Origin of the sequence: Flintibacter faecis, from assembly GCF_014287875.1 — a bacterium.
Taxonomy (GTDB): domain Bacteria; phylum Bacillota; class Clostridia; order Oscillospirales; family Oscillospiraceae; genus Lawsonibacter; species Lawsonibacter faecis_A.
This window is the reverse complement of sequence record NZ_JACOPN010000010.1, coordinates 1-21,940: the sequence shown is the minus strand read 5'-3', so window position 1 is coordinate 21,940 and position 21,940 is coordinate 1. Positions and strand designations below refer to the sequence as shown.

Sequence of the window (21,940 nt, the reverse complement as noted above, 5' to 3'; positions counted from 1 at the left end):
GTATCCCTCCAATCCTATCAATCCGGATAAAGGTTCAGCTTCTCAAAGGCGGCATCGTCCATGGCTGAAACTTTACGGAGAACCGAGTCTGCCAAAGCAAAAAGCTCTGACTCGTCCTCCGAAAGCTGTTCCTTCATCAGTGTCAGTGCTTCACACAGCCCTGACCTTGTGCCAGGGCTGTAAAGCATCATCATGTTCCGCTCATCCTGTGTGAAATCCATCATTCAATCTCCCTTTCCGGGTGGCTCTTGGGCGGCTTATGGGAAACATCCGGCACGGGCTTTTCCTTTAACTGCTCCAACACCGAAGGACGTTCCTCTAATCCGGACGCTTTTCCGTTATTGATGATACCGTCAATCATCCCATAATCATCTTCCATTGCCATCTCTGCGTTTTTCAGGTAGTTTTCGGACTTCATAAAGTTTTCCAGCTTCTGAAACCCAACAGAATCTACATAGTGAAAGGATACCTCACCGACTACCTTTAAGGCTACGATGTCGCTGACCGACATACTGTGACCACGGAAATCATCCGGGTGGTCAATATTGAACTTTACATACAAATCTTCCAGCTGCCGATTCACATCCTCGGACATAGAAATGGAGCCATGATAGACCACCTCGTAACGGTCAATCTCAGGCTCCATTTCTTTCTTCTGAAGGTAGCTGTAATTTGCAAACATGAGCGGGATATTATCGTCTACATCTTCCCGCAGCTGAAGAATCGCATAGGAATCCGTGGGGCTTTCCAGAAAAGCAACCATTCTGTCATCCGGGGTGGTATTTCCGTGAACATCATCCCATTTTTCGTTTTTCATATCCGTGTCCTCCTTATCGTTCAGGCTCTTTGCGTTTGGGAGAGGGACTGGCAGGCGCAGCTTTTTCTGCGGCCTGTGCCAGTTTTTCCATGACCGACTCACGCTTCGGAGAGTCGAGCTTATCCAGCTGACTTTTCAGCACTTTGGCAACCTCAACCGCAGTTTCCTCACGGGCTTCTTCAATGGCTGTATTCAGGAACTCACGATACGGAGCCGTATTACCAGCGGCAAGATCTGCCTTGATTTCTTGGATATGCGCCTGCACATCATCGACCTGATCCATATATTCATAGGGGTCGAAGTTCTCTGCAAAACGGTCGAGCTTAAAAGCAAGCTCAGCGATAGGGTCATTGACCACCACCGCCTGTCTGCCGACTTCAAAAGCCTGCTCCATGACATCCTCATAGAACATTGCCCGCAGTTCCCGGCGCTCCAGCCCGAAGGATTCCAGAATATCCCGGCGGACTTCGAGCATGGACAGTTCAGGGTTATCAACCTGACCGCCATCAATCTCGTTGTAGTTTTCATCCAACAGGGTGTAGTCGTAACCATCTTCGCAGGTCTGCACCGCAAGGATTCTATCCTTTCCGACCTTCCATGCGGCTTCATCGCCCATAATCTCAGGCTCCGGCATATAGCTTGCGCCGTTGCGCTCCATAATTTCTGCAAACTGGCAGATATGAAACACATTGTATCCGATCTGCGTATGATACTCGTCAATGAAGGTGCAGGGCTTCACAACCATTTCATCCGGGTAGTGAATCTGCACACAGCTGCCATCGGGGATATGAAACAAATCCTTATAATGGCTGTCGATAAATCGGATTTCCTTACCATCCGGGTTGTACTCATTTGTCATTTGCGCTTTCCTCCATTTTCAAATTCCATACTGAACTTCGTTTTGCCATCATCTGATACCTCCATAAAGACGGTGGCATCAAAGGTGTTGCCCGTTCTTTCGGACTTGCAATTCTTGAGCTTTACCTTGCCGGAACCAAGCAATTTCTGCGCCGTGGCAGAAGTCATGCTCTTGCCGATGCTCGCAAAGTAGCGATTGTTTTTCCAGAGGGCAAATTTGCAAGCTCTGTTGGAACAGAAAAATGCCTTGGCTTTGTCCTCTACAGCACTGCCGCAGAGCGGGCATTTGCCGATAGAATTGGCTTCTTTCGACATCATAACCTCGGAATCACGGATTACTTCATAGTTCTGAATCAGACCGGCAATCACATCTTTGATCTCGTCCATAAAGTCCTCGCTGGCATATTCGCCTTTCTCAATGAGCAACAATTTTTCTTCCCAATCCGCCGTCATGGATGGGGACTGAATCTGTTCCGGCATGACTGTTACCAGAGCCGTACCCTTGTGGGTCGGAATCAGGTGTTTGGTTTTCTTATCACCCTTACGCTCCAGAAAACCGATGCGAACCAGCTTCTCAATGATACCGGCACGGGTCGCAGGCGTTCCCAAACCTTTGCGCTCCACCTCATCAGGCATTTCGTCCGCACCGGCAGTTTCCATAGCAGAAAGCAGAGTATCCTCTGAAAGCTTTTGTCAAGGGGGTGCGTGGATATTTTTCATATTACTTACGCAGATTCTCTCTCTGCTTCTGCCTGAATAATGCGTTTCAACCTGTCCTCCGCAGTCAAACCGCTACTATGGTCAAAAAACACTTTGACTTTATAATTTGTTTTGCCTTGCTTAATCACAAAAACTCCATCCGGTTTGTTTTTCTCCGAATGGTTATTTGGGGTGGGTAGTGTACTGTTCACAATATTTGTCATACGATATTCCTCCTTGAATGAAAAAGCCCGACAAGGAAAGGTCTGACAACGAAGTTCCGACAACGGACATCAGAAAACCTTTTTTCTTTATCGGGCGATACTATCTTTTTACTATTTCCTTTTTCTTTATAATATTGGTTGTCATGGTTGTCAGAGAGGGAAAAGTGCCGCAATATCAAGGCTTTCGGGATTTTTGCCCGACAACCAGACCGACAACCGGCTCGACAACCGAAGCGACAACGGGCTTTTATTTTTGCTTCAACCATTCTTCCGGAAGTCCTAACTGTTCCATTTCCTCTGTCGGGATTTCTTGAAAACCATCCATGCTGTTGTCAGGCTCGTTGTCATTCCTGATACGCTCCCAGCCCTTTTGTCGGCGGTAAGGCTCTGGAAAATACCTCGGATTGCTGAACGCCCTCCAGCCTGTGACAGCATTATTCATAATGTCGTTGATCTCTCGCAGCTCCCATTGTTTCGGTTCGTCATAATCATGCCCCAGTGCTTCCTTGTAAAGCTGCTTAGAGCAGACTATGCTGCCGGAATAGCGTTCCAAATAGTCTAAAATCTGTCCTGCCTTTGTGTCCTCCGGCATAAAGTCCTTTTGGTGGGCTTTCAGATAAGCGTTCATAGCCGGACTGAATCTCAGACGGAAATTGCCACTTCTGTAAATCTCCATAGCTTCTGCCCACATCTGATTGATATACTCTCTGGAAGCCTGTTCATCTGCCAAAATATGAACCTCAGCCCTTTCAGGATAGACCATAACCGGAACGAAGCGGCGGTTGCCTGTTCGGTCAAGGGGAAGAAAGTCAAGGGTATTAGAAGAACCACCAAACACACATTGTCTTTTTCTGTCTGCCGGATGTGTTTCATAGGGTATCTTATAGGTTTCCTTTTGGCGGCTCAGAAAGGACTTGATTTCTTCAATGCTCTTAGCGTTGGCGGTTGCAATCATTTCCGACATTTCAATAATCCAATGCCCCTGCATTTTGCGGTACACATTTTCATCATCCAGCTTTTTCAAGTCATCAGAGAACCAGTCATCATTGACCGCAAGCAAACGGAAGAAAGAGGACTTTCCGGCTCCCTGACCGCCCACAAGACAGAGCATAACCTCAAATTTGCACCCCGGCTTAAAAGCTCGTGAGATAGCACCCAGCAGAAACAACTTCAATGCTTCATAGGTGTAATCATCTGTATCAGAACCGAGAAAGCGGTGCAGACAGAAGCGTATGCGTTCTGTTCCGTCCCATTGCAAGGCATTGAGAAAATCACAGACAGGGTGGTAACGATTTTCATTGGCAATAACCGCAACTGCGTCTATGATTTTCTTCTCTACGGTCAATCCATAGTTTTCTTCAAAATATAGGAGCAGATATTTCACATCCACATCCGTCAATGTCGGGCTGTCACGATACCAACCGAGGGGCTTCACAATGTCGATTCTTTCGGTCAGAAGATTTTTTCGGATAGCCCCTTTCAAAAGTGGGTCATATTGCAGAACACGCTTATAATTTGCGGCAGTATTATAAACCTTACCTTTCTCGCTCTGCTCTAAGCTGTTTCGGATTTCTTCTACTGTGCATGGTTCTGTCTGCTGACAGTTCTGCAATTCGCTGTTCAAGTTTTAACACCTCCTTTCTCTGTTCTGCCACAAGTGCTTTTCGTTCCTCCAATGAACCATACAGAAGAATATCAAGTAGATATTCGATATAGTTCTTCTTATACAGTGCTTCTGCAAACAGGGGATTCCATTCCTCATCCGGCTGTTTAGGAGCGTATTTCTTTTCCCATTCTCTAAGAAGATGAAAATAATCCGTCAGCACCTTGTAGCAATGATTTTCTTCTTTTTGATACTTCTGTTCCGGTGTCGGCTCACGAATACGAGGGCGAATACTGGGCTTTTGTCGGCTGTCATAGTTAAGACCAAAATCTTCAGCAAGTTTGACAGCAGCTTCCCTCAGCCCGATACCGAATAGCTTCGCTGTCAGATCAACAGCGTCTCCAGTTGCTCCGCAGCCAAAACAGTAATAGCGTTCATCCAGCTTCATACTGGGGGACTTATCCGAGTGAAACGGACAGCACGCCATACCAGTGCGACCCACTTTCAAGCCATAGGCTTCTGCGGCTTGTCGGGCAGTAACATTTTCTTTTACAACTTCAAATACATTCATGTGACTCCTTTCCAGAAACGAAAAAAGCACCTGTCATTTTCAAAACGAAAATAGCAAGTGCCTTAAAGTTCCATATCCTGTTTTTTGCTTTTCGCCGGAATTGTCCGGCTGACTTCACGCTCTGCCATTTCCTTCTTCTTGCGGCTCAACTGCTCTATAATGGAACTTTTGGCTTTCTTCTTGATTTGCTCCGTTCCGGCTTTTTTGACCTCCGGTTTCATCAGCGTAGTTTGGATTTTCTGAATAGTTGATTTCATAGCATTTGCGATTCTGGCAATCACGCCATCCAATCGTTTCACTGCATACTCAACTTCTTTCTTTGAAGCCTTACGCTCAGGGGAGAGAACCCACGCCTTAGACTGCTCCACCAGCTTAATATCCTCCTTGTGCGTTTCCAGTTTTACAGTATCAGCAACGACCTCAACCGCCTTGTCATAGGCAATATCGGCAACCTCGTCCACCAAAGCTTCCACATCTTCAATCTTCATCGTGAGTTCTTCCAACTTTTGCTCCTGTGCTGCCAGTTGCTCCTTTTGCTTGAAAAGAATATAGTCCTGTTTTTCCAGATATGCACGACCACCATATTCCGGTTCTTCTTCCAGTTGTAAGCCATGCTTTTTCGCCACATCAAACAGCAGCACTCGGCAAGCTGAATCGAAAGTCATCTTGCGGTTGTTTTTTCTTCCGACTGGCTTCTCCGGTTCCGGCAGTTCAAACCCCAATGCTTCCAAAGCCTTTTCCTGTTGTGGGGCAATCTCTCCATATTGATTTTCACAGTCGAACACATGACGCTCGTGAATATGAGGGGTGCTTTCATCCAAGTGCAGCGCCCAATTCAGGATATGGACATGAGAGCCGAAACGCTCATTTGCGATTTCCATAAATTCTGTGACGATCTCAATGAGCAATTCCGGCGGAACATGATTGTCAAGCGTTCCAATCTGATAGACCGTTTCCTCTGGACAGGTCTTTTTGCTTTTGAGTAAATCTCCAGTTTCCTTATTTCTTTCAGGGTGTCGGTTCTTCACATTTCTTTCATTCTGTCCTGTTACAAAATCATGATACCGCTGACGATAAAAAAGCTGTTCCACATCTTCAAAAGTGGCAGACAGCTCATTTTCCTTTTCGGGATTTTTGAAATTGCGAAAGCCATTGTAACAGTCCCAATAGAGATTTTGTTTGGCTCGTTCTTCGTCAATGTGTTCGCTGTTGGCAATGTCAAAACTGCGGTCATTGTGCTTCGGGTTATAAACGCCATTCTTTCCGGCTCGTCCATTGTGTCTTGTTAATTTCACATGAGTTCCTCCTTTTCTTTTTGATTTCCCCGACAGGGGAGAAGGGCAGCGAAGCTGATTCCTTGCGGCTTTCTGCGTCAAGTAATACCCAGTATTAAGTGGCGAAGCGCCACTTAACTGGGCAAGGCTGCCGCCCTTGACCTGCACAGGGGTATTGCATTCCCTGTACCCATGCACAAAGGGTTGCACCCTCTGTACTCCCGCCCGAACAAACTGACTTCACCCCATCCCAAGCTCTGTCAGTTCCTTCGGTTTTACAAAACAGTCCACCGGACTATTTTGCAAAAAGAAAAACCGACGCATGATCGCTTTACGCTCAATACATCGGTTTCTTCATCTGACCTTGACGGTCATATTCAGTTGTGGCAGATTAGCCAATTTGAAAAATTACTCTGGCACATCTACTGAGTAGCTCAGACAATCGCCTCTTTTATTGCTTTTCAAATCGTTATAATACCACATATACATCGTTCTACCATATTCTTCATATTCTATAATCCCATCTGGCTTTTGACCTTCTACTTCTAATGAGTAAATTTCTTTATCATGTGCATAGCCAAAAACGAATCTGGTATCCGGATAATTTGGATTTAAGTCTTGTTGAATATCACTTATTGTTAAAGATAAATGGATAAATTTTTTGAAGTCTCCCCCATAAGTGGTATCTGGTGTAGTGGTAGCTGGTGTAGCATTTACAAACGCATATTGTGTACTTTCATTTTCTATCTTTTTTTTGCAGCGTGCAATCACAAAACCTTGAACGGGATCGTTATCACTTCCTGCCCGATAGAAAATAGTATCATACTGTTTGCCATTCCATATATGCAATATTTCATCAACATGATTAAGAAAATCTTCTGGAACAGAAAATTCTTCATTTTCAGCATTCAAAGGAGAATTCAAAATAGCTTCTTCGACAGAACTATAATATATGAGTTCAGAATCCTTTTTATCGTAATCACTCAAATTGAATTCGACATATGCATTGTCTTTATTGTCATCTTCCGGAACATAAGTATAACGACCATTTTCAATATGGTCATCATAATCAACAAACAGTCCAATACATATCAGCGCTGCAAAAATCAAAAAAACTATTCCTACAATGATTAGCAATATTTTCAAAAATTTTTTCATACAAAAGTCCACCTTCTTGCTTCATTTCAGTAAATTATATCATACCGATATGAACAATTCAATTCACGCTCTATCAAGTAGTTTTTTACTTACCTATAACGCACATTTCCGCAAAATCCATAGTCTCCGATACTTTCCTCACAGGCGATATACAGTCGGAATTCTGTCAGCTCATGAAATAAGAAAAACCGACGCATGATCGCTTTACGCTCAATACATCGGTTTCTTCATCCGACTTTGACGGTCATATTCAGTTGTCTAACATCGTACTGTTATAAAATCTATGTCATTTACGATTCTTCTTATGCTGATTTGTCCAGTAAGATTTTACAGGGATTCTTCTTCTCTCTATATCTTCCATAAATTCTTCTTTATCGATATTACTATCAATGGTAAATAGCTTTTCCCCATTTACATATACACGCACAGAACCTTTTTTTCTCTCGCAGTAGGTAATATCCCCAAAACGAAAAGTTCTCTTTTTTCCAAAAGTTGACCGCCATGTGATTTCATCTCCGTTCACTTCCAGTTTCCACATTACCATATTGACTATTCCGCTTATGCCTACTAAAAAAAATATTCCAAATATACAAATGACAAACATATCTTCTTTTTCCCTAAGACTCATAGCCGTACAACAAGCAAAAAATATTGTACCTACGATAAATGCCACGACAAGGAATTTCTCTGTTTTTATTGTATAATGCGTTCTAATTATTCCCTTTTTCTGTTCTTCCTCTCGTTCTTTAGCTCTCTTTTGTTGAAGATTTACAAGATATTTCAAAAGAAGAAGTACAACTAAATAGGGGCCTATTTGTGTAATTATATTCAAACACATTCGTAAAAAATCATTCATTTTTTGCCCTCCATAGTTCCAGCTATATAAAAATGATTGTTTGAAATCGAGTATTAAAAACCTCAATTTTTCATATCTCATTATACTTCATCAACTTAAAGAATGGAAGAAAAAATTTTGTGTACAGAGTTCCTGTTCAAACCTTGTAACGCACATTTCCGTAAAATTTATAGTCTCCGATACTTTCCTCACAGGCGATAGGCAACGGTCAAAACATCAGGTTTGCACCTGACATTTTAACCGCATATCAGCCCTGATTATCACAGTATCCCTGCTGGCTGTTCAGCCCATGCTTTTTCGCATATTCACTGGCTTTCTGTCTGCGTTCCTCACTGTAAGGCGGCAGGAAACGGATAGACAGACGGGACTTTGCCAGCTCATAAGAAACACCGCCTTGAACATTGGATTTTTCCAGTCGGCAAAGGTCAGGGTACTTCTTAGCAAAAGCAGCCAACCTCTTTTTCAATCCGGCGTTGTGGGTGTAGATATTTGCCTTGTCCTCGCCCTCATTAAAGAGAACGATTGTTTCTTTCTCAATCTTCGTCAGTCTCGTCATAGCAGCCCTCCCTATGGTTTTTCAACACACGCAGCTTGCAGTAAAAGCAGCGATACCACCTTTCAACACCCTCAGCACTCAGCTTGACGGAAAGCATATAAAACAGCTTCTTCGCCACTGGATCGGGTGCAAGGGCAGCTACCATACGCAAACGCTCGACAGTTGCTTTCAGGTTCGGACAGCCAAAGGCATAAAGGGCTTCCATTTCATTCCGGTTCATCTTCATTGTGTTTTCCTCCTTAAAGTTTGATAAATGAAAAGCGACAGACACTTCATAAGGAAATACCTGTCGCTTCGTTTACGATACAAATTTGTTGGTTTTGGACTTGATAAAATCAGCAGTAAATCATTTCCTGTCTGATGATTTCTTCGGCTCGGTTACGGATAGAGTTCATGGACTGTACCCACAACATCTGATTGTCTGCTTTCATGGTTTCGGTCACGCCCTCGGCTTGTTTCATCTGCTCAATGATAAGGCTGCACCTTTCCGTTGCCTGTTCGTTCAGATCAGCAAGGTAAGTATGCAGTTCGCCGGATAAACAGAGGGCAGAGAACCTTGCAGGGCGGTACTGCTCCAAATATGTCCTGTGCAGTCTGCCCCACATACCGATAGGGCGGTGTTCCTCCGGTAGCTTCAAGTCCGGCACATAGTAATCACCCACAAGAACATAGTCCAGACCGTTGCTTTCGTCATGGATTCGTAGTTTCAATTCTGTCATGCTATTTTTTCTCCTTTCACTTTTTGCCGATTTGATTTGCTTGTGGCGTTCTGTTCAACACACACATTGCTATCAGAGCTTTTTTCTTCTGCTATACGCTCATGCTCCGCAAATTCTTTTGATTTCTCACGAATCTTTTTCATATACTTACGATTGGATTCTCGTTTTCTGCGAAGTCGTTCCGCCTCTTTTTCAGCAGCAATCCTTTCTTCCTCGGTTGGTTCATGCTGCTCCACAGGTACTTGAAATTGCCCGACATAGTTAAGATATATCTCCACCTCTGTGGTGCGGTCTGCACCTTTTCCTTGTGGCTCGTGAACCAGTATTTTGTCGATAAATTCATTTATCATGGCAGGAGTAAGTTCTGTAATGTTCTCATACTTTTTAACCAGCTTTAGAAAACGCTCCACATTATTTTGACCGCCTATAATCCGTTGCATATCAGCGGTGTCAGTCTCAATAATCTTGTTCAGCTCGTTCTGCTCATTTTCATAATCAGTAAGCATACTCTGAAAAAGTCTGTCCGGCAATCTTCCAATCACATTATCTTCATAGATTTTCCTGATAAGCATATCCAGTTCGTGAACTCGCTTCTGATTTCTTTCAATGCGGTTTTTTACAGTTTCAGAAACAGCAATATCTTTCATCGCCGATTCTTCTTGCAGAGAATAAACAAACTCCCGCTCATTCAAAGAAACATAATGGCAAGTCTCCTGTATGGTTTTCAGAATGATGCTTTTAAGTGCTTTTGTTGAAATATGGTGGCAAGTACAATGTCGGTCATACTTCTGATAAGCAAGATTATATGTGGAACATTCATAACAATCTGCCGGATTGGAATAACTTGTCCTTTTTTCGCCTTTGGCAGTATAGTATATTCTTTCTCGCCCTTTCCGCTGCCTGTGATTATACATCGGCGCACCACAATCAGCACAGTAAATCTTTCCGGTCAGAACATTAGGCTCGCCCATAGGATCTGCTTTTCTTACATTCTGTCTTAACTTTTGAGCAAGCAGCCATGTTTCTTCATCGACAATAGGCTCTTGTGTATCATCAAAAACCACCCAATCTTCCTTATCTGCCCTTTTCGTCTTTTTGTCCTTATAGGAATTTTTGAATGTCCTGAAATTGACAGTCTTTCCGATATACTCTGGTCGGGCAATCAGAGTAGTAACCTGATTTCCTCGCCACATATACGGATTTTCTTTGTCATAGTTGCTTGCATGATTTCCAAGTCCCTTTTTGCCAAGATAATAAGATGGTCTTTCAATTTTTTCTTCTGAAAGTTCTCTTGCTATCTGATAAGGTCCTTTTCCCTCAATAGTCATGCGATAAATTCTGCGGACTACTTCAGCAGCTTCTTCATCAATAATCCAATGGTCGGGGTTTTCGGGGTCTTTCAAATAGCCGTATGGTGGGATATTACTTGTATGAGCGTTGCCGGAAGAACCTCTGGATTTCAGTACAGCTTTAATTTTCTTACTTGTGTCCCTGACAAACCACTCATTCATGATATTCAGAAAAGGGGCAAACTCACTGGTTTCTTGACGGTCACTGTCAATACCATTATTGATTGCTATAAATCGAACTTCCTTTTCTCTAAACAGAATGTCAGTGAAAAAACCTACTTGCAGATGATCTCTGCCGATTCTGGACATATCTTTGCAGATACAGGCAGTGATTTCTCCGTTTTTAACACCTTCAACAAGTCTGTTCCATGAAGGTCTGTCAAAAGTCGCTCCACTCCAACCATCATCGGTAAAATGAACAAGATTCGTAAAACCATGTTTCATAGCATAATCTTCAAGCATTTGCTTTTGATGAACTATACTGTTACTCTCTCCAGCATTATCATCATCACGAGACAGTCTTTCATACAAAGCAGTAATGCCATTGCTTCTATCTTTTTTTCTTCTCATGCTGAACTCCTTTCTTCAATTCCTATCCACTCCTTACGCTCACAAAATATCACATCGGTAAAGTGTTTAGGGGGAGATGTTTTCCCTTCCTTGATTTCCGTGCCGCTGACGGTCATTTCGTCACCAACGGAAACAGAAGGGAGTGTCTGCACGTTTTCGTCGGATTTTGTCGAATCATTTTTCTGAACCAGAGCTTTCCATCCATCCTGCACAACAGTTTTGCCTTTGGTGGAAAACACGGTACCGCCACAGTCCAGCTCAATAACTGTCTCTGCGTATCGGTGCGGATCGCCAACAGCTACGCACAACCGATTCGAGATCAGTTGCAAAATTGCAAGTTCACCCTTGGGAAGTTCGCTCAGATTGCATTTCTGCAATTCTCTGGTCGGAATGATGGCATGGTGATCTGTGACCTTTTTGTTATTCACAACCTGCTCTGCATGAACTGGTATGTTATCCACATCCTCCACGGGGAATGTGTGGAAAGCCAGCTTTACGAGGTCGGTCAGGCTATGTGCCATATCTTCCGTCAGAAACCTGCTGTCGGTACGGGGATAAGTGACCAGTTTCTTTTCATAGAGGTTCTGCGTGTAGTCCAAGGTCTGCTGTGCCGTGTAGCCAAGCACACGGTTGGCTTCTCTCTGTAAACTGGTCAGGTCATAGAGCGCAGGCGGCTTTTCTGTTTTCTCCTTACATTCAGCTTTCTGAACGATTGCCACCGAACAGCTTTGTTTGACAGCTTCGGCTGCTGCCTTGGTTTTGAAGCGTTCGCTTGCAGCCGTAAAACCATCCAATCCAATCTGAACTGTGTAGAACAGTTCAGGCTTGAATGCGGAAATGGCAGCTTCTCGCATAACAGCCATAGCAAGGGTAGGGGTCATAACACGACCAACATTCAGGGTCTGCCCGTAAAGGGTCGAAAAAAGTCGAGTAGCGTTAATACCAACAATCCAGTCGGCTCGTTCTCGACACAGTGCTGCTTCATACAAAGCATCATATTCCGTTCCAGACCTGAGATTTTCAAAGCCCTCCTTGATTGCTACATCTTCCATCGAGGAAATCCAAAGCCGCTCAAACGGCTTTCTGCACCCGGCTTTGTGGTACACCAACCGAAAGATCAGCTCGCCCTCACGACCGGCATCTGTTGCACACACAAGACTCGCAACATCTTCTCTGGCCATGAGCTTTTTCAGAATCCCAAACTGTTTTTTCGTACCGGCAGAAACCTCATACTGCCAGTCCATCGGGAAGATAGGAAGGTCTGCATAAGCCCATTTGCTGTACTTCGCATCATAGACTTCCGGCTGTGCCAGCTCCACCAAATGCCCTACACACCAGCTGACCACATATCCGTTTCCCTCTAAGTAGCCATCCTCACGCTTGGCAGCACCTAACACTTTGGCAATACTCTGTGCAACCGAAGGCTTTTCAGCCAAAACTAATTTCATTTGCATCTGCTCCTTTCACAAAAAAATAAGCAGCCACACACCGTAGTGCATGACTGCTATGTAAAAAGTTCGGAAAGGATTTTTGCAACCTGATACAATTTTCTGTTCTACAATCTCCGTCATAATAAAAATATCTCCATCATTTCAAAAGAGAATGACGGAGATATTTCACCTTGCTTATTCTTGTAGCAACCAATCGGCTATATCGTGAATTTCGATTCCTTCATAGCTATATTGGGGATGTTTGGTTCTGGCAATAATCATTTTCGGATAAGCGTCTCGAATCTGAAGCAGAGGAGAGCATTCTCTCTCAAATGTTTCCTGCCCGGAAATGTTGTCGCTGACCTGAATATAAATCTTTTCGCTACCTCTCTGAGCAACAAAGTCGATTTCCTTTTGATAGAGCTTGCCGACATAGACATCATATCCACGGCGAAGAAGCTCGATACAAACAACGTTTTCATATACTCTGCCATAGTCTATATTTCTGCTTCCCAGTATTGCATATCGAATACCGCTGTCACACAAATAGAACTTTTCAGAGCTTTCAAGGTATTTCTTACCTCGGATGTCATATCTCTTAATATCATAAAATACAAAAGCATTGCACAAATACTTAATGTACTTGCCGACGGTTACATGATTGGTTGGAGTCTCATTTGCTGTCAGTAGCTGACTGACCTTATTCGGAGAAGTCAGGTTGCTGATATTATCCATAAGGAACTCGCTCAGACGTTGTAAAACCAAAGTGTCCGGGAGAGTATATTTCTGTACCAAATCCCTTGTAACAATCGTTTCGTAGACCTCTTTGATATAGTTTGTTCTGTCTTTTTCGGTTCTATAAGCATAGGAACCTGCTAAACCGCCCTTGATAGCGTACTCATCAAAGAGCTTATCTTTGTCACTAATATCATCATAATACTGGCAATATTCCTGGAAGCTGAAAGGAAACACATGAATTTCAATATAGCGTCCGGTAAACAGAGTTGCCAGATCTGCACTCAACAGGAAAGCATTAGAGCCTGTTACATAGATGTCGTATTTTCCCTTAGAGTACAGGCTATTGATTGCCAACTCAAACTTGGGACACATCTGAACCTCGTCTACAAACAGGTAGTTCGTTTTTCCTTCCTGATAATGTTCTTCCACATAGGCGTGTAAGGCATGGTATTCCTTGATTTCTTCATACGCCAAATCCATGAAGTCGATGAAGATAATATTGATGTTTTCAAAATTGCTTTTCAGATACGCAATATACGCCTGCATCAATTTGGACTTACCAGATCGACGAATGCCCGTGATGATCTTGATGTCAGGAGTACCATTCAGTTCAATGATTCTATCGAGATATTTTGCTCTCGTGATTGTTTTCATATAGTCACCCGCTTTCAAAAATTGAAGTTTTTTCATTTCTCGAAACCGCTTCGCTGTACTTATTATACTGTCTGCTAATAGTATATGCAAGATGTCACTTTCAAAAACGCAAATTTTTTTATTTTTTGAAAGCGGAAACTATGTAAAGGCAACCCGAAGGCTGCCCCAGGCATCAAGCCTATCCTGTTTACACAGGTTCATTATCATCTTCATCGACGGAGCTATCTTCATCGTCGTCCTCAAACTCCGGATCGTACCCATAGTCCTCGTCATCGTCCACATAATCAGCATCTGGGTCAGGCTTTGCCGCTTCCTGTGCCTTCTTCTTTTCCTGGACTTTCTTAAATACGAAGAATCCACCACCACAGGCAAGCACAATCAGAGTAAGAATCGCCGGGAGCATATTTGTGGATTTCGGCTTTTCCTCCGGTGTCGGTTCTGTAATTTCAGGAACTGTTTCAACTACTTCCGGCTTTGTTTCCTCAACCGGCTTGGTGAACTCTGCAACTTCTTCCTCGTCCATCAGCTTGAGCAGGTCGGCTTCATCCACCTGATTCAGAAAATGCACGGTTTCCTCGCCCTTATCATCACGGTCAATGATGATATAGAAGTAGTTTCCGTTTTTGGTTACAGCGGTAATGAACTGCTTTCCGCTTTTCGTAGGCGAGCCAGCGTCATCAACCAAAGTCAGATTGCCGTCGGGAGTAAGCGGTAGCATCGGCTCCTCCGGCTCTGTTTCGGGAACTTTTTCTTCGACCGCAGGTTCTTCAGTCGCTACGCTTTCATCTACATAGGCAAATGCCGTTGTAGAAAACACGCCAAAACACATTGCACACGCCAGCAATGCGGCTCCAATTTTCTTAAATCTCATTCTGCGTTTCCTCCTCATTCATAGTATTGATCGTATCAGGCTTCGGAGCCATATCCGCAGCAAACATACGGAGCAGCTCGGAAAGCTGTTCGGGATTCAGGTTCGCAGCATGAACCATCTCATGGATTTCGGAATTTTCCTCCTCACGGTATCTGCGTTCCAGGTCTTTCACCTTAGCATCCCATTCTGCCCGTTTCTTACGGGCTTTTTCAAGGTCTGCACCTATTCTGTCTAACTTGGCACTCAATCGCCATCCCTCCTTTAGTTTCTGATTCTGCCGAAGCAGTAAAAATGCTGTTGCCAGTAATTCGATTCGATAGAAGCGTAGGAAATGGGGTTTCCGCAGTGGATCATCATACCATTGCCAACATAGATACCAACGTGTGATGCACCGGAGGTATCATAAGTGCCTTGGAAGAAAATCAAATCTCCCGGTTTGGCAGAGCTTTTCGGGATAATGTCGCATACGCCCATCAAACCGTTTGCGGTCAAACGACCAACACTCCAACCGTTTCCGCAGTGATTGATTACATAGGAAACAAATCCGGAGCAGTCAAAGGAGGTAGACGGGCTGCTGCCGCCCCACACATACGGGTATCCCAGATATTTTTCAGCTTCCCGAATCATATTGGCAAATCTTGTGTCTGTCAGCGCTTCGCCCGGAATATCATAATCGGTGTACTCGCCGCCAGGGGTGGCGTAAATGTCATTTCCGAAAATATCCGGTCTGTTGCCCCTTGTCTGAAGCAAAATTCTATATCGCTCCATATCATCTTCCGACAAGCCGGAATTTGAAATCACACTGTTCAAGCCCTTATTTCTGAGCTTCACATTCAGAATATAATATTCGTAATCTTCTTCCTCTGTTGTTGTCTCTCCCGTTTCGGGATCAGTAGAAGATGTTGTTCGTGTACGAATCTCTACTACTTCCGTCAGGGTCAGCTCATATTGTTGCTCAAATAGCCATTGCAGGGTAGCCTGCACCTCATCTCTGGTGTAATCCTCAAACTTCACCGTCAAATACGCCGCCAGCTCATAAGGATTGTGGTTGATTTCATCAAGGTCATACCGGTACTCGTCATATCCGCTATGAGTACGCTCGATATTATTGATTTTATTGCGGAGCGCAGCTTCCAAAGCCTTGTAATCATTGTCCGCACCAATAATATCTTCCTCTTTTGCAGTAAAAGAAGTTCCCAGAATGATCTGTGTGCCGCCTTGGAACATAGCCGAACAAGACGAGAACATCCCTGAGAGTATCATAAAAAGCAGTCCGGCAATCAAAACAAACAGAATCGTTTTAGAGTGTGTGGTGCAGAACTCCGTTACTCTTTCTGTGATGTTCTTGGCTCCCTGAGCTGCTTTGCCCGTTGCCTTGCCTGCACCCTTAGATGCAGAAGCCGTTGTCGAAGCGGTATTCTTACCGGCTTTGGCGGCAGCATATTCTTTCTTGATTGCCCTTTTCTGTTGCCAACGGGAAAAGGGATTGGAACCGGCATCGGGGTTGTCCTTTTTGAACTTCTCATACAGGGCATTTACATTTGCTTTATCTGACTTCTCAACCAGCTTTTCCGCCTTGTCGTAGGCTTTCAGCTTGTGACTGTAAACGGCATGATCGACGGTATAGACAGTGGATTCAACAGCCTTGGTCGTTTCCTGCACAGCCTGAACGCCGATATTATCATCCTCATATTCTGACACCGCCCGATGTGCTTTGGATGTGAGCGTGACTGCGGCACCACGGCTTGCCATGTGCTTTGCCACAGATGGGCGCTCGATTTCCGTAAACTCCGCTTTTTCAAAACGGAGCTTTGCTTTACGGGAACCGGCTGCATCTGTTTCCAGCTTTAGCTTCGGCTTTGCCTTTTTAGAAGCCAATTTGTCTGCCGCTTTTTCAGCCCTATCAACCGCCTTATCTGCACGGTCGGCAGCTTTCTTCACATGAGAATCTGCAAGGTCATCTTCGGTAAAACGGAGTCGTGTAGGTCTTTTCGCCATACATTACGCCTCCTTTTCCTGTGCCACCTCGTTTAACTTCGTGGTCATAATGCGATACAGTTCCAGATCTGTCGGGAATCGGTCAATGAACGGCAGAATCACATTGCCATAGAACAGAAGTCCTTCGCCCTCACCGGAGTTGGTTACATAGGACAGCTGATGCGGCGAAATGTTCAACCGCTGTGCCAGAATACTTCGGTCATCGCTTGCCTGATTCAGCATATAGATGAAATCAGAGTTTTCGAGGATGTTGGCAATCTCCGGGGAACGAAGCAGGTCTTTGACATTCTGAGTAATACCGGTCGGCAAGCCGCCCCATTTACGGAATCGCTTCCAGATTTCTACGGAATAGGTTGCCGTCTGTTCTTCCTTCAGAAGCAGATGGAACTCGTCAATATAATATCTGGTCGATTTACCGGCAGAACGGTTGGCAGTTACACGCCCCCAGACCTGATCCTGAACGATCAGCATACCGATTTTTTTCAGCTGATTGCCCAGCTCCTTAATGTCGAAGCACACCAGACGATTCTGAATATCCACATTGGTTCTGTTGTTAAACAGTTTCAGAGAACCCTTAACATAGATTTCCAAGGCGGTCGCTACATGGTGGGCTTCCTTTTCGTCCTGTTTCAGAAGGGCATCATACAAATCCTCAAGGATCGGCATATTCTCAGGGGCAGGATTGTCGAAATATCTCTGGTAAATCTGATGCACACAACGGTCGATAACCGTCTTTTCGATAGGCTGCAAGCCATCCTTACTGCCCATAATCAACTCACAGAGGGACAGGATAAAATCAGCTTTCAGTGCTACCGGGTTGTCATCCTCAGAGTAGTTCAGGTTGATGTCCATAGGGTTGATATAGTTGGTACTGGAGGAGCTGATTTTTACCACCTGACCATTGAACTTGTGAACCAGAGCCGCATATTCCGCTTCGGGGTCGCAGATGATAATATCGTCATCCGTAACCAGGAACGCATTGGTGATTTCACGCTTTGCGGAAAAGGATTTACCGGAACCGGGAGTACCCAGAATCAGTCCGTTGGGGTTCTTGAGCTTCTTTCTGTCCACCATGATAAGGTTGTTCGACAGAGCATTCAGCCCGTAATAGAGCGTTTCTCCACCATTCTGGAACAGCTCCTGCGTGGTGAAAGGCACAAAAATAGCCGTGGAACTGGTAGTCAGGCCACGACGAATCTCAATCAGGTTTTGTGCCAAAGGCAGGCTGCTCATCAGTCCGGATTCCTGCTGAAAATCCAAACGACGCAGATTGCAGTTATGCTTCTGGGCGATGCTCTGTGCCTGGAACACATTGTTCTCCAGTTCCTGCTCGGTGCGCCCGGTGTTCAGCACCAGAAATGTCACCATGAACATTCGCTCATTCTGGCTCTGCAATTCTTTCAGAAGTGACTTCGCATCTTTACCATAGGTAGCAAGGTCAGATGGGATAATGTCCATGTCATAGCCAGAACGCACAGCCTTTTTCTGTTCCTCGATTTTGGAACGGTCAAGCTCGGTGATGATTCTCTTGATGGTCTTAATCGCCGCAGTCTGGTCAACCGACTGGATGTGCATGGTCACGATCTGCGTGGATTCCATATCCAGAAAATCCGCCAGCATACGATCAGACAGGTCTGATGCCGTAATTGCCAGATAAGACATCGAACCGAAGATACTGCCCATCTGGAAGGTGCGGTTGGTCTTAAAGGCAAACGCCGTCGGAGCAATGAAGTCCTTTACGGACAGCCCGGATTCCACAAGATACTTCCAATCGAAGAAGAACTTATCATTATCACCCATGTGGAACATAGAGTGCATCAGATGCAGCCGCTCTTTGCCGTTCATGGTAGTGGCAATGACACCCAAACGCCGAAAGTTATTGAGCAGATCGTTTTCGATATGGTTGAGTCTCGGCTTTGCCTGCCGCATGGATTCGGCTTCAATGCCGAATGTCAGGTACTTGGTTTTGGTCAAGCCGTTGTTGCCCTGCGCCAACTGCTTTTTCAGCATCTGGCTATACTCGGCACGGACGGGATTGAAGCTGTCCTTCTTGAACGGGATACGGATACTCTTTTCAAAGCTTTCAGCATCGGTACTCAGGTTCATAAAGGAAAGCTCAAAGTGAATGGAGCTGTCAAAGAAATTCAGGAAACTGCACCACTCATCGAAGATGGCAGTCTTATCTTCCTGCTGTGCCAGCTGATAGTTGATGTCCTGAAACTGAATGGTCTTGGTGTAATAACTGTCAGTGACACGGCAGATGCCATCCGGGAACATTCTCTGAAAGGGAATGGACTGCTGTGCAGTCTGCGGAATACCGTTGTCCTTCTTTGCCCGTTCCACAACAGCTTTAATTTCTCGCTGCTGCTTCCGATTCAGATTTGCAGGCATTTTGATGTTTCTTGCCTGTGGCTTCTTTTTGAAAAACAATTCGTTCAACCTCCTTTTCCAGTTTGTACTGACGCATCAAAGCGTCATAATAGTTGTCCGTCTGATAAGGGCGAACCTTGGGACGAACGAATTTGGTCTGAATGAAGTGTTCTACAACCACTTCCAACGGCTGACTATCCTTTTCATACATTGCCAGAAAGAACAACGGTAACATGACGATCATCATGGACAGTGCTGCAAGGCTCACATTTCCGGTTGCTTTGACCAGAAAGAAAATCGGCACTCCGATGAGCGCCGCCGCACCAAAGCAAAGTAACTGCCGTTTCGTCAGATTGAAGAACACTTTTGTTTTTACCCTCGTCAGGTCACGAGGTACGGGAATATACGCTGCCAAACAATTTCCTCCTTCCCTTAGTGAGCGCTGAATACACCCTTCGCAAGCGAACCAGTCTTAAACAGGGTGAAGCACAAAAGGACGGTGTAGCCCATAACACCCCAGATAGAACCGATGATGTCATCACTGAATGCGATAGACTGAATCAGCACCGCATAAATGCCCACGCAGATCATAATCAGGAATCCCTGGAATCCGATTGCAAACAGCGAACGCAGATAATTCTGTCCGATATTGCTCTGTTCTCTGTTTCCAAAAGTGGAAAGCGGAATCGGGGCAAGGCTGACCATCAGATAAATTTCAATCATTCGACCGTAGACGATCACAAAGATGATGATTGCCAAAGCGGACATCGTGACCTGCACGATAAAGGATTGCAGGAACAAGCCGAGCAAAGGACCCAAATCCATTGCCATCAGCGTTTCTTCCATTGTTTCCAATGCCGAAGCATCTATGGCAGTATTTCCGGATATGATACCGGCGCTTGCGTTTATAACGTGCTGTGTCACATCAAACACAGCCATCGTGATATTGAATGTGTTTGTGATTAACATGACCGCAACAAAAGTCTTGAACACCCATTTGAAGAAGATCCAGGTTTCAAAATTTGCCAGATTGTTGTGGTCAATAATCATCTGAATTAGCTCATAACAGGCAATGAAGGTCAGAATCAAGCCTGCGATTGGGATAATCACTGACTCGGAGATGTTTCGTACCATGGCAAAGACACCCGGCGAAAAATTCGCCGGGGTCATGCCAACGGAGGTTGCTATCTCGCCAACCTGGTTGTTGACGGACTCAAACATCCCCGACAGATTTCCCATAATAGCTGAAACGAGCATTTCTTTCAGCCAGTCTGTGATCTGTTGGAGTATGCTGTCCAAAGGCGATTACCTCCTTGTTTTGTGATTAACCGAACAGTCCGGAGAGCAGAGGTACAAGGGTGGTGCCGATGAGGGCAACACCGCCGCCAGCCATGAGCTGTTTTATACCCAATTAGGTGTAAAACTCTGCTCGATGGCGGGCGGCGGCGTACAAAAAATCTATATGGTGTTTTTAAGAGAACCGTCCCGGCGGGACAGGTCAGGCAGTGACCTGTTCCACCTCCGGGATGGGTTTGAGATTAAAATGAATTTCGATAGAAATGTGTCTTGTTTTATCTTCGTCAATGCGCTCATGCACGACGATTTCTTTGATTAAGCGGTTGAGGGTGGCTGCGTCCAGCTCTGTGATGTTGGCGTATTCCTGAATGGCTTCCACCCATTGTTTTGCGTCATTGGCAAGCTGGACTTCATCGGACAGCCGCTTTCTACCCTCGGACACTTTTGTTTTAAGCTCCGTCTGCTCGGTCTGTGTCTTTTCCAGCATGGTGTTAAAGTTCTGCTCACTGATACGTCCTGCAATCATATCCTCATAAAGCCGCATTACCATTTTGTCCAGAACCTCAATCCGTTCCTCGTCCCTTGTAAGGGAGCGTTCCATTGCTTCCCGCTGTTCCCGCTGCTCGGCTTCACAGGTATTGGTCAGGCGGTCAGCAACCGCTTCCCCGTCCATCAGGGCAGCTCTGGCACATTCCCGGATTTTTCGCAGCACATGGCTGTAAAGGGTGTCATAGTCAATCCGGTGCTGGGTGCAGTGGTTCTTTCCAAAGGCATTGTAGGTCTTGCAGGAATAAATCTGCTGGGGATGTTTTGCGTTTGTGTAGCGTATCGTCAGCGACTTCCCACACTCGCCGCATTTTATCAGTCCGGCAAACAGGCTGATTTCATTGGTCTGCCCCGGACGCTGGCGGGATTTCAGCTTGTTCTGCACAATATCAAAGCTCATGCGGTCAATCAGCGGTTCGTGCTGTCCCTCAACCACAACCCAGTCCTCCGGTTTCTTTTCCCCAATCGTGCCGATTTTGAAGCGGTAGTCTTTTTTCTGGGAAGCAATCGCCCCGGTGTAGACGGGATTCATCAAAAGGTCTTTGATAACGGAGAAGTCCCACATATACCGCCCGTTTTCCGGGTCTTTCTTTTCCCATTTGGTGCGGGTATTGCGAAGCCCCCGTTCCCGGTTCCACCATGTGGGGCAGGGGATTTTTTCTTCCTCCAGCCGTCTGCGGATATAGTTCGGACCATGACCGTTCAGGGCATATCCGAAAATCAGTCGCACAATCGGGGCGGTTTCCTCGTCAATGAGCAGATGGTTTTTGTCCTCCGGGTCTT

The 21,940-nt window shown here is 45.1% G+C and carries 22 protein-coding genes and 2 pseudogenes; all 24 read right to left on the bottom strand.

The features are described 5' to 3' along the window. Positions 1-17 precede the first annotated feature (17 nt). Positions 18-221 (bottom strand): transposon-transfer assisting family protein, encoded by a 204-nt coding sequence (locus tag H8S55_RS12420; RefSeq protein WP_015564218.1) that lies wholly within the window; start codon positions 219-221, stop codon positions 18-20. Then, the gene (locus H8S55_RS12415; protein ID WP_002304389.1) at positions 221-817 is read right to left on the bottom strand and encodes a YodL domain-containing protein; all 597 of its coding nucleotides are present in this window, start codon (positions 815-817) and stop codon (positions 221-223) included. Before H8S55_RS12415 ends, H8S55_RS12420 begins: the two co-directional genes overlap by 1 nt. 13 nt (positions 818-830) lie before the next feature. After that, positions 831-1,676: an LPD16 domain-containing protein gene (locus tag H8S55_RS12410; RefSeq protein ID WP_002304387.1), complete on the bottom strand. Its 846-nt coding sequence runs from the start codon at positions 1,674-1,676 to the stop codon at positions 831-833. After that, positions 1,673-2,353 (bottom strand): annotated as a pseudogene (locus H8S55_RS12405) (DNA topoisomerase); the annotation flags it as partial. The pseudogene H8S55_RS12405 and the gene H8S55_RS12410, both read right to left, overlap by 4 nt. Positions 2,354-2,400: 47 nt before the next feature. Further along, positions 2,401-2,598: a hypothetical protein gene (locus H8S55_RS12400; RefSeq protein ID WP_005335835.1), complete on the bottom strand. Its 198-nt coding sequence runs from the start codon at positions 2,596-2,598 to the stop codon at positions 2,401-2,403. Between the two features lie 247 nt (positions 2,599-2,845). After that, positions 2,846-4,210 carry a virulence-associated E family protein gene (locus H8S55_RS12395; protein ID WP_029677266.1) on the bottom strand — a complete coding sequence of 455 codons (1,365 nt, stop codon included), beginning with the start codon at positions 4,208-4,210 and terminating at the stop codon, positions 2,846-2,848. Then, positions 4,134-4,772, bottom strand: coding sequence for a CHC2 zinc finger domain-containing protein (locus tag H8S55_RS12390; protein WP_008371567.1), 639 nt, complete (start codon positions 4,770-4,772; stop codon positions 4,134-4,136). The genes H8S55_RS12395 and H8S55_RS12390 overlap by 77 nt, the downstream gene beginning before the upstream one ends. 62 nt (positions 4,773-4,834) lie before the next feature. Continuing rightward, positions 4,835-6,067, bottom strand: coding sequence for a plasmid recombination protein (locus H8S55_RS12385; protein WP_186879206.1), 1,233 nt, complete (start codon positions 6,065-6,067; stop codon positions 4,835-4,837). 387 nt (positions 6,068-6,454) lie between these two features. Then, positions 6,455-7,204 carry a hypothetical protein gene (locus H8S55_RS12380; protein WP_008371563.1) on the bottom strand — a complete coding sequence of 250 codons (750 nt, stop codon included), beginning with the start codon at positions 7,202-7,204 and terminating at the stop codon, positions 6,455-6,457. A 286-nt stretch (positions 7,205-7,490) separates the two neighbouring features. Beyond that, positions 7,491-8,060: a DUF6560 family protein gene (locus H8S55_RS12375; RefSeq protein WP_117962074.1), complete on the bottom strand. Its 570-nt coding sequence runs from the start codon at positions 8,058-8,060 to the stop codon at positions 7,491-7,493. Positions 8,061-8,307: 247 nt separating this feature from the next. Beyond that, positions 8,308-8,616 (bottom strand): molecular chaperone, encoded by a 309-nt coding sequence (locus H8S55_RS12370; protein WP_117992063.1) that lies wholly within the window; start codon positions 8,614-8,616, stop codon positions 8,308-8,310. Next, positions 8,594-8,842 (bottom strand): hypothetical protein, encoded by a 249-nt coding sequence (locus H8S55_RS12365; RefSeq protein ID WP_005930789.1) that lies wholly within the window; start codon positions 8,840-8,842, stop codon positions 8,594-8,596. The genes H8S55_RS12370 and H8S55_RS12365 overlap by 23 nt, the downstream gene beginning before the upstream one ends. A 109-nt stretch (positions 8,843-8,951) precedes the next feature. Continuing rightward, a complete protein-coding gene (locus H8S55_RS12360) occupies positions 8,952-9,335 on the bottom strand; it encodes a TnpV protein (RefSeq protein ID WP_008371551.1) in 384 nt (127 codons plus the stop codon). Further along, entirely contained in the window at positions 9,332-11,254 is a 1,923-nt protein-coding gene (locus H8S55_RS12355) for a recombinase family protein (protein ID WP_173738886.1), read from the bottom strand. Before H8S55_RS12355 ends, H8S55_RS12360 begins: the two co-directional genes overlap by 4 nt. Beyond that, the gene (locus tag H8S55_RS12350; protein WP_107000944.1) at positions 11,251-12,702 is read right to left on the bottom strand and encodes a DNA topoisomerase; all 1,452 of its coding nucleotides are present in this window, start codon (positions 12,700-12,702) and stop codon (positions 11,251-11,253) included. The genes H8S55_RS12355 and H8S55_RS12350 overlap by 4 nt, the downstream gene beginning before the upstream one ends. Positions 12,703-12,879: 177 nt before the next feature. Further along, on the bottom strand, positions 12,880-14,112 hold the full coding sequence (locus H8S55_RS12345; RefSeq protein WP_002304383.1) for an ATP-binding protein: 1,233 nt from the start codon (positions 14,110-14,112) through the stop codon (positions 12,880-12,882). Between the two features lie 151 nt (positions 14,113-14,263). Then, complete coding sequence (locus H8S55_RS12340) at positions 14,264-14,947, bottom strand: DUF4366 domain-containing protein (RefSeq protein WP_002578950.1); 684 nt, start codon at positions 14,945-14,947, stop codon at positions 14,264-14,266. Further along, positions 14,937-15,194: a DUF4315 family protein gene (locus tag H8S55_RS12335; RefSeq protein WP_002304378.1), complete on the bottom strand. Its 258-nt coding sequence runs from the start codon at positions 15,192-15,194 to the stop codon at positions 14,937-14,939. Before H8S55_RS12335 ends, H8S55_RS12340 begins: the two co-directional genes overlap by 11 nt. A gap of 14 nt (positions 15,195-15,208) precedes the next feature. Beyond that, entirely contained in the window at positions 15,209-16,945 is a 1,737-nt protein-coding gene (locus H8S55_RS12330) for a C40 family peptidase (protein ID WP_002304377.1), read from the bottom strand. A gap of 3 nt (positions 16,946-16,948) precedes the next feature. Further along, positions 16,949-19,336, bottom strand: a complete 2,388-nt coding sequence (locus H8S55_RS12325) for a VirB4-like conjugal transfer ATPase, CD1110 family (RefSeq protein ID WP_002588967.1) — start codon at positions 19,334-19,336, stop codon at positions 16,949-16,951. Beyond that, positions 19,296-19,730, bottom strand: coding sequence for a PrgI family protein (locus H8S55_RS12320; protein ID WP_002304375.1), 435 nt, complete (start codon positions 19,728-19,730; stop codon positions 19,296-19,298). Before H8S55_RS12320 ends, H8S55_RS12325 begins: the two co-directional genes overlap by 41 nt. A gap of 17 nt (positions 19,731-19,747) precedes the next feature. Further along, a complete protein-coding gene (locus H8S55_RS12315) occupies positions 19,748-20,614 on the bottom strand; it encodes a VirB6/TrbL-like conjugal transfer protein, CD1112 family (RefSeq protein WP_002304374.1) in 867 nt (288 codons plus the stop codon). Between the two features lie 25 nt (positions 20,615-20,639). After that, positions 20,640-20,723 (bottom strand): annotated as a pseudogene (locus H8S55_RS12310) (Maff2 family mobile element protein); the annotation flags it as partial. Between the two features lie 90 nt (positions 20,724-20,813). Continuing rightward, positions 20,814-21,940, bottom strand: a 1,127-nt coding sequence (locus H8S55_RS12305; protein ID WP_186879205.1) for a recombinase family protein, incomplete at its 5' end; no start/stop codon positions are given.

What these genes read in the sequence shown, in the direction of transcription:
- H8S55_RS12375 (WP_117962074.1), bottom strand. Translation starts at nt 8,060, where the DNA reads ATGAATGATTTTTTACGAATGTGTTTGAATATAATTACACAAATAGGC.
- H8S55_RS12365 (WP_005930789.1), bottom strand. Translation starts at nt 8,842, where the DNA reads ATGAAGATGAACCGGAATGAAATGGAAGCCCTTTATGCCTTTGGCTGT.
- H8S55_RS12415 (WP_002304389.1), bottom strand. Translation starts at nt 817, where the DNA reads ATGAAAAACGAAAAATGGGATGATGTTCACGGAAATACCACCCCGGAT.
- H8S55_RS12340 (WP_002578950.1), bottom strand. Translation starts at nt 14,947, where the DNA reads ATGAGATTTAAGAAAATTGGAGCCGCATTGCTGGCGTGTGCAATGTGT.
- H8S55_RS12420 (WP_015564218.1), bottom strand. Translation starts at nt 221, where the DNA reads ATGGATTTCACACAGGATGAGCGGAACATGATGATGCTTTACAGCCCT.
- H8S55_RS12380 (WP_008371563.1), bottom strand. Translation starts at nt 7,204, where the DNA reads ATGAAAAAATTTTTGAAAATATTGCTAATCATTGTAGGAATAGTTTTT.
- H8S55_RS12345 (WP_002304383.1), bottom strand. Translation starts at nt 14,112, where the DNA reads ATGAAAAAACTTCAATTTTTGAAAGCGGGTGACTATATGAAAACAATC.
- H8S55_RS12325 (WP_002588967.1), bottom strand. Translation starts at nt 19,336, where the DNA reads ATGCCTGCAAATCTGAATCGGAAGCAGCAGCGAGAAATTAAAGCTGTT.
- H8S55_RS12360 (WP_008371551.1), bottom strand. Translation starts at nt 9,335, where the DNA reads ATGACAGAATTGAAACTACGAATCCATGACGAAAGCAACGGTCTGGAC.
- H8S55_RS12390 (WP_008371567.1), bottom strand. Translation starts at nt 4,772, where the DNA reads ATGAATGTATTTGAAGTTGTAAAAGAAAATGTTACTGCCCGACAAGCC.
- H8S55_RS12330 (WP_002304377.1), bottom strand. Translation starts at nt 16,945, where the DNA reads ATGGCGAAAAGACCTACACGACTCCGTTTTACCGAAGATGACCTTGCA.
- H8S55_RS12410 (WP_002304387.1), bottom strand. Translation starts at nt 1,676, where the DNA reads ATGACAAATGAGTACAACCCGGATGGTAAGGAAATCCGATTTATCGAC.
- H8S55_RS12355 (WP_173738886.1), bottom strand. Translation starts at nt 11,254, where the DNA reads ATGAGAAGAAAAAAAGATAGAAGCAATGGCATTACTGCTTTGTATGAA.
- H8S55_RS12400 (WP_005335835.1), bottom strand. Translation starts at nt 2,598, where the DNA reads ATGACAAATATTGTGAACAGTACACTACCCACCCCAAATAACCATTCG.
- H8S55_RS12370 (WP_117992063.1), bottom strand. Translation starts at nt 8,616, where the DNA reads ATGACGAGACTGACGAAGATTGAGAAAGAAACAATCGTTCTCTTTAAT.
- H8S55_RS12350 (WP_107000944.1), bottom strand. Translation starts at nt 12,702, where the DNA reads ATGAAATTAGTTTTGGCTGAAAAGCCTTCGGTTGCACAGAGTATTGCC.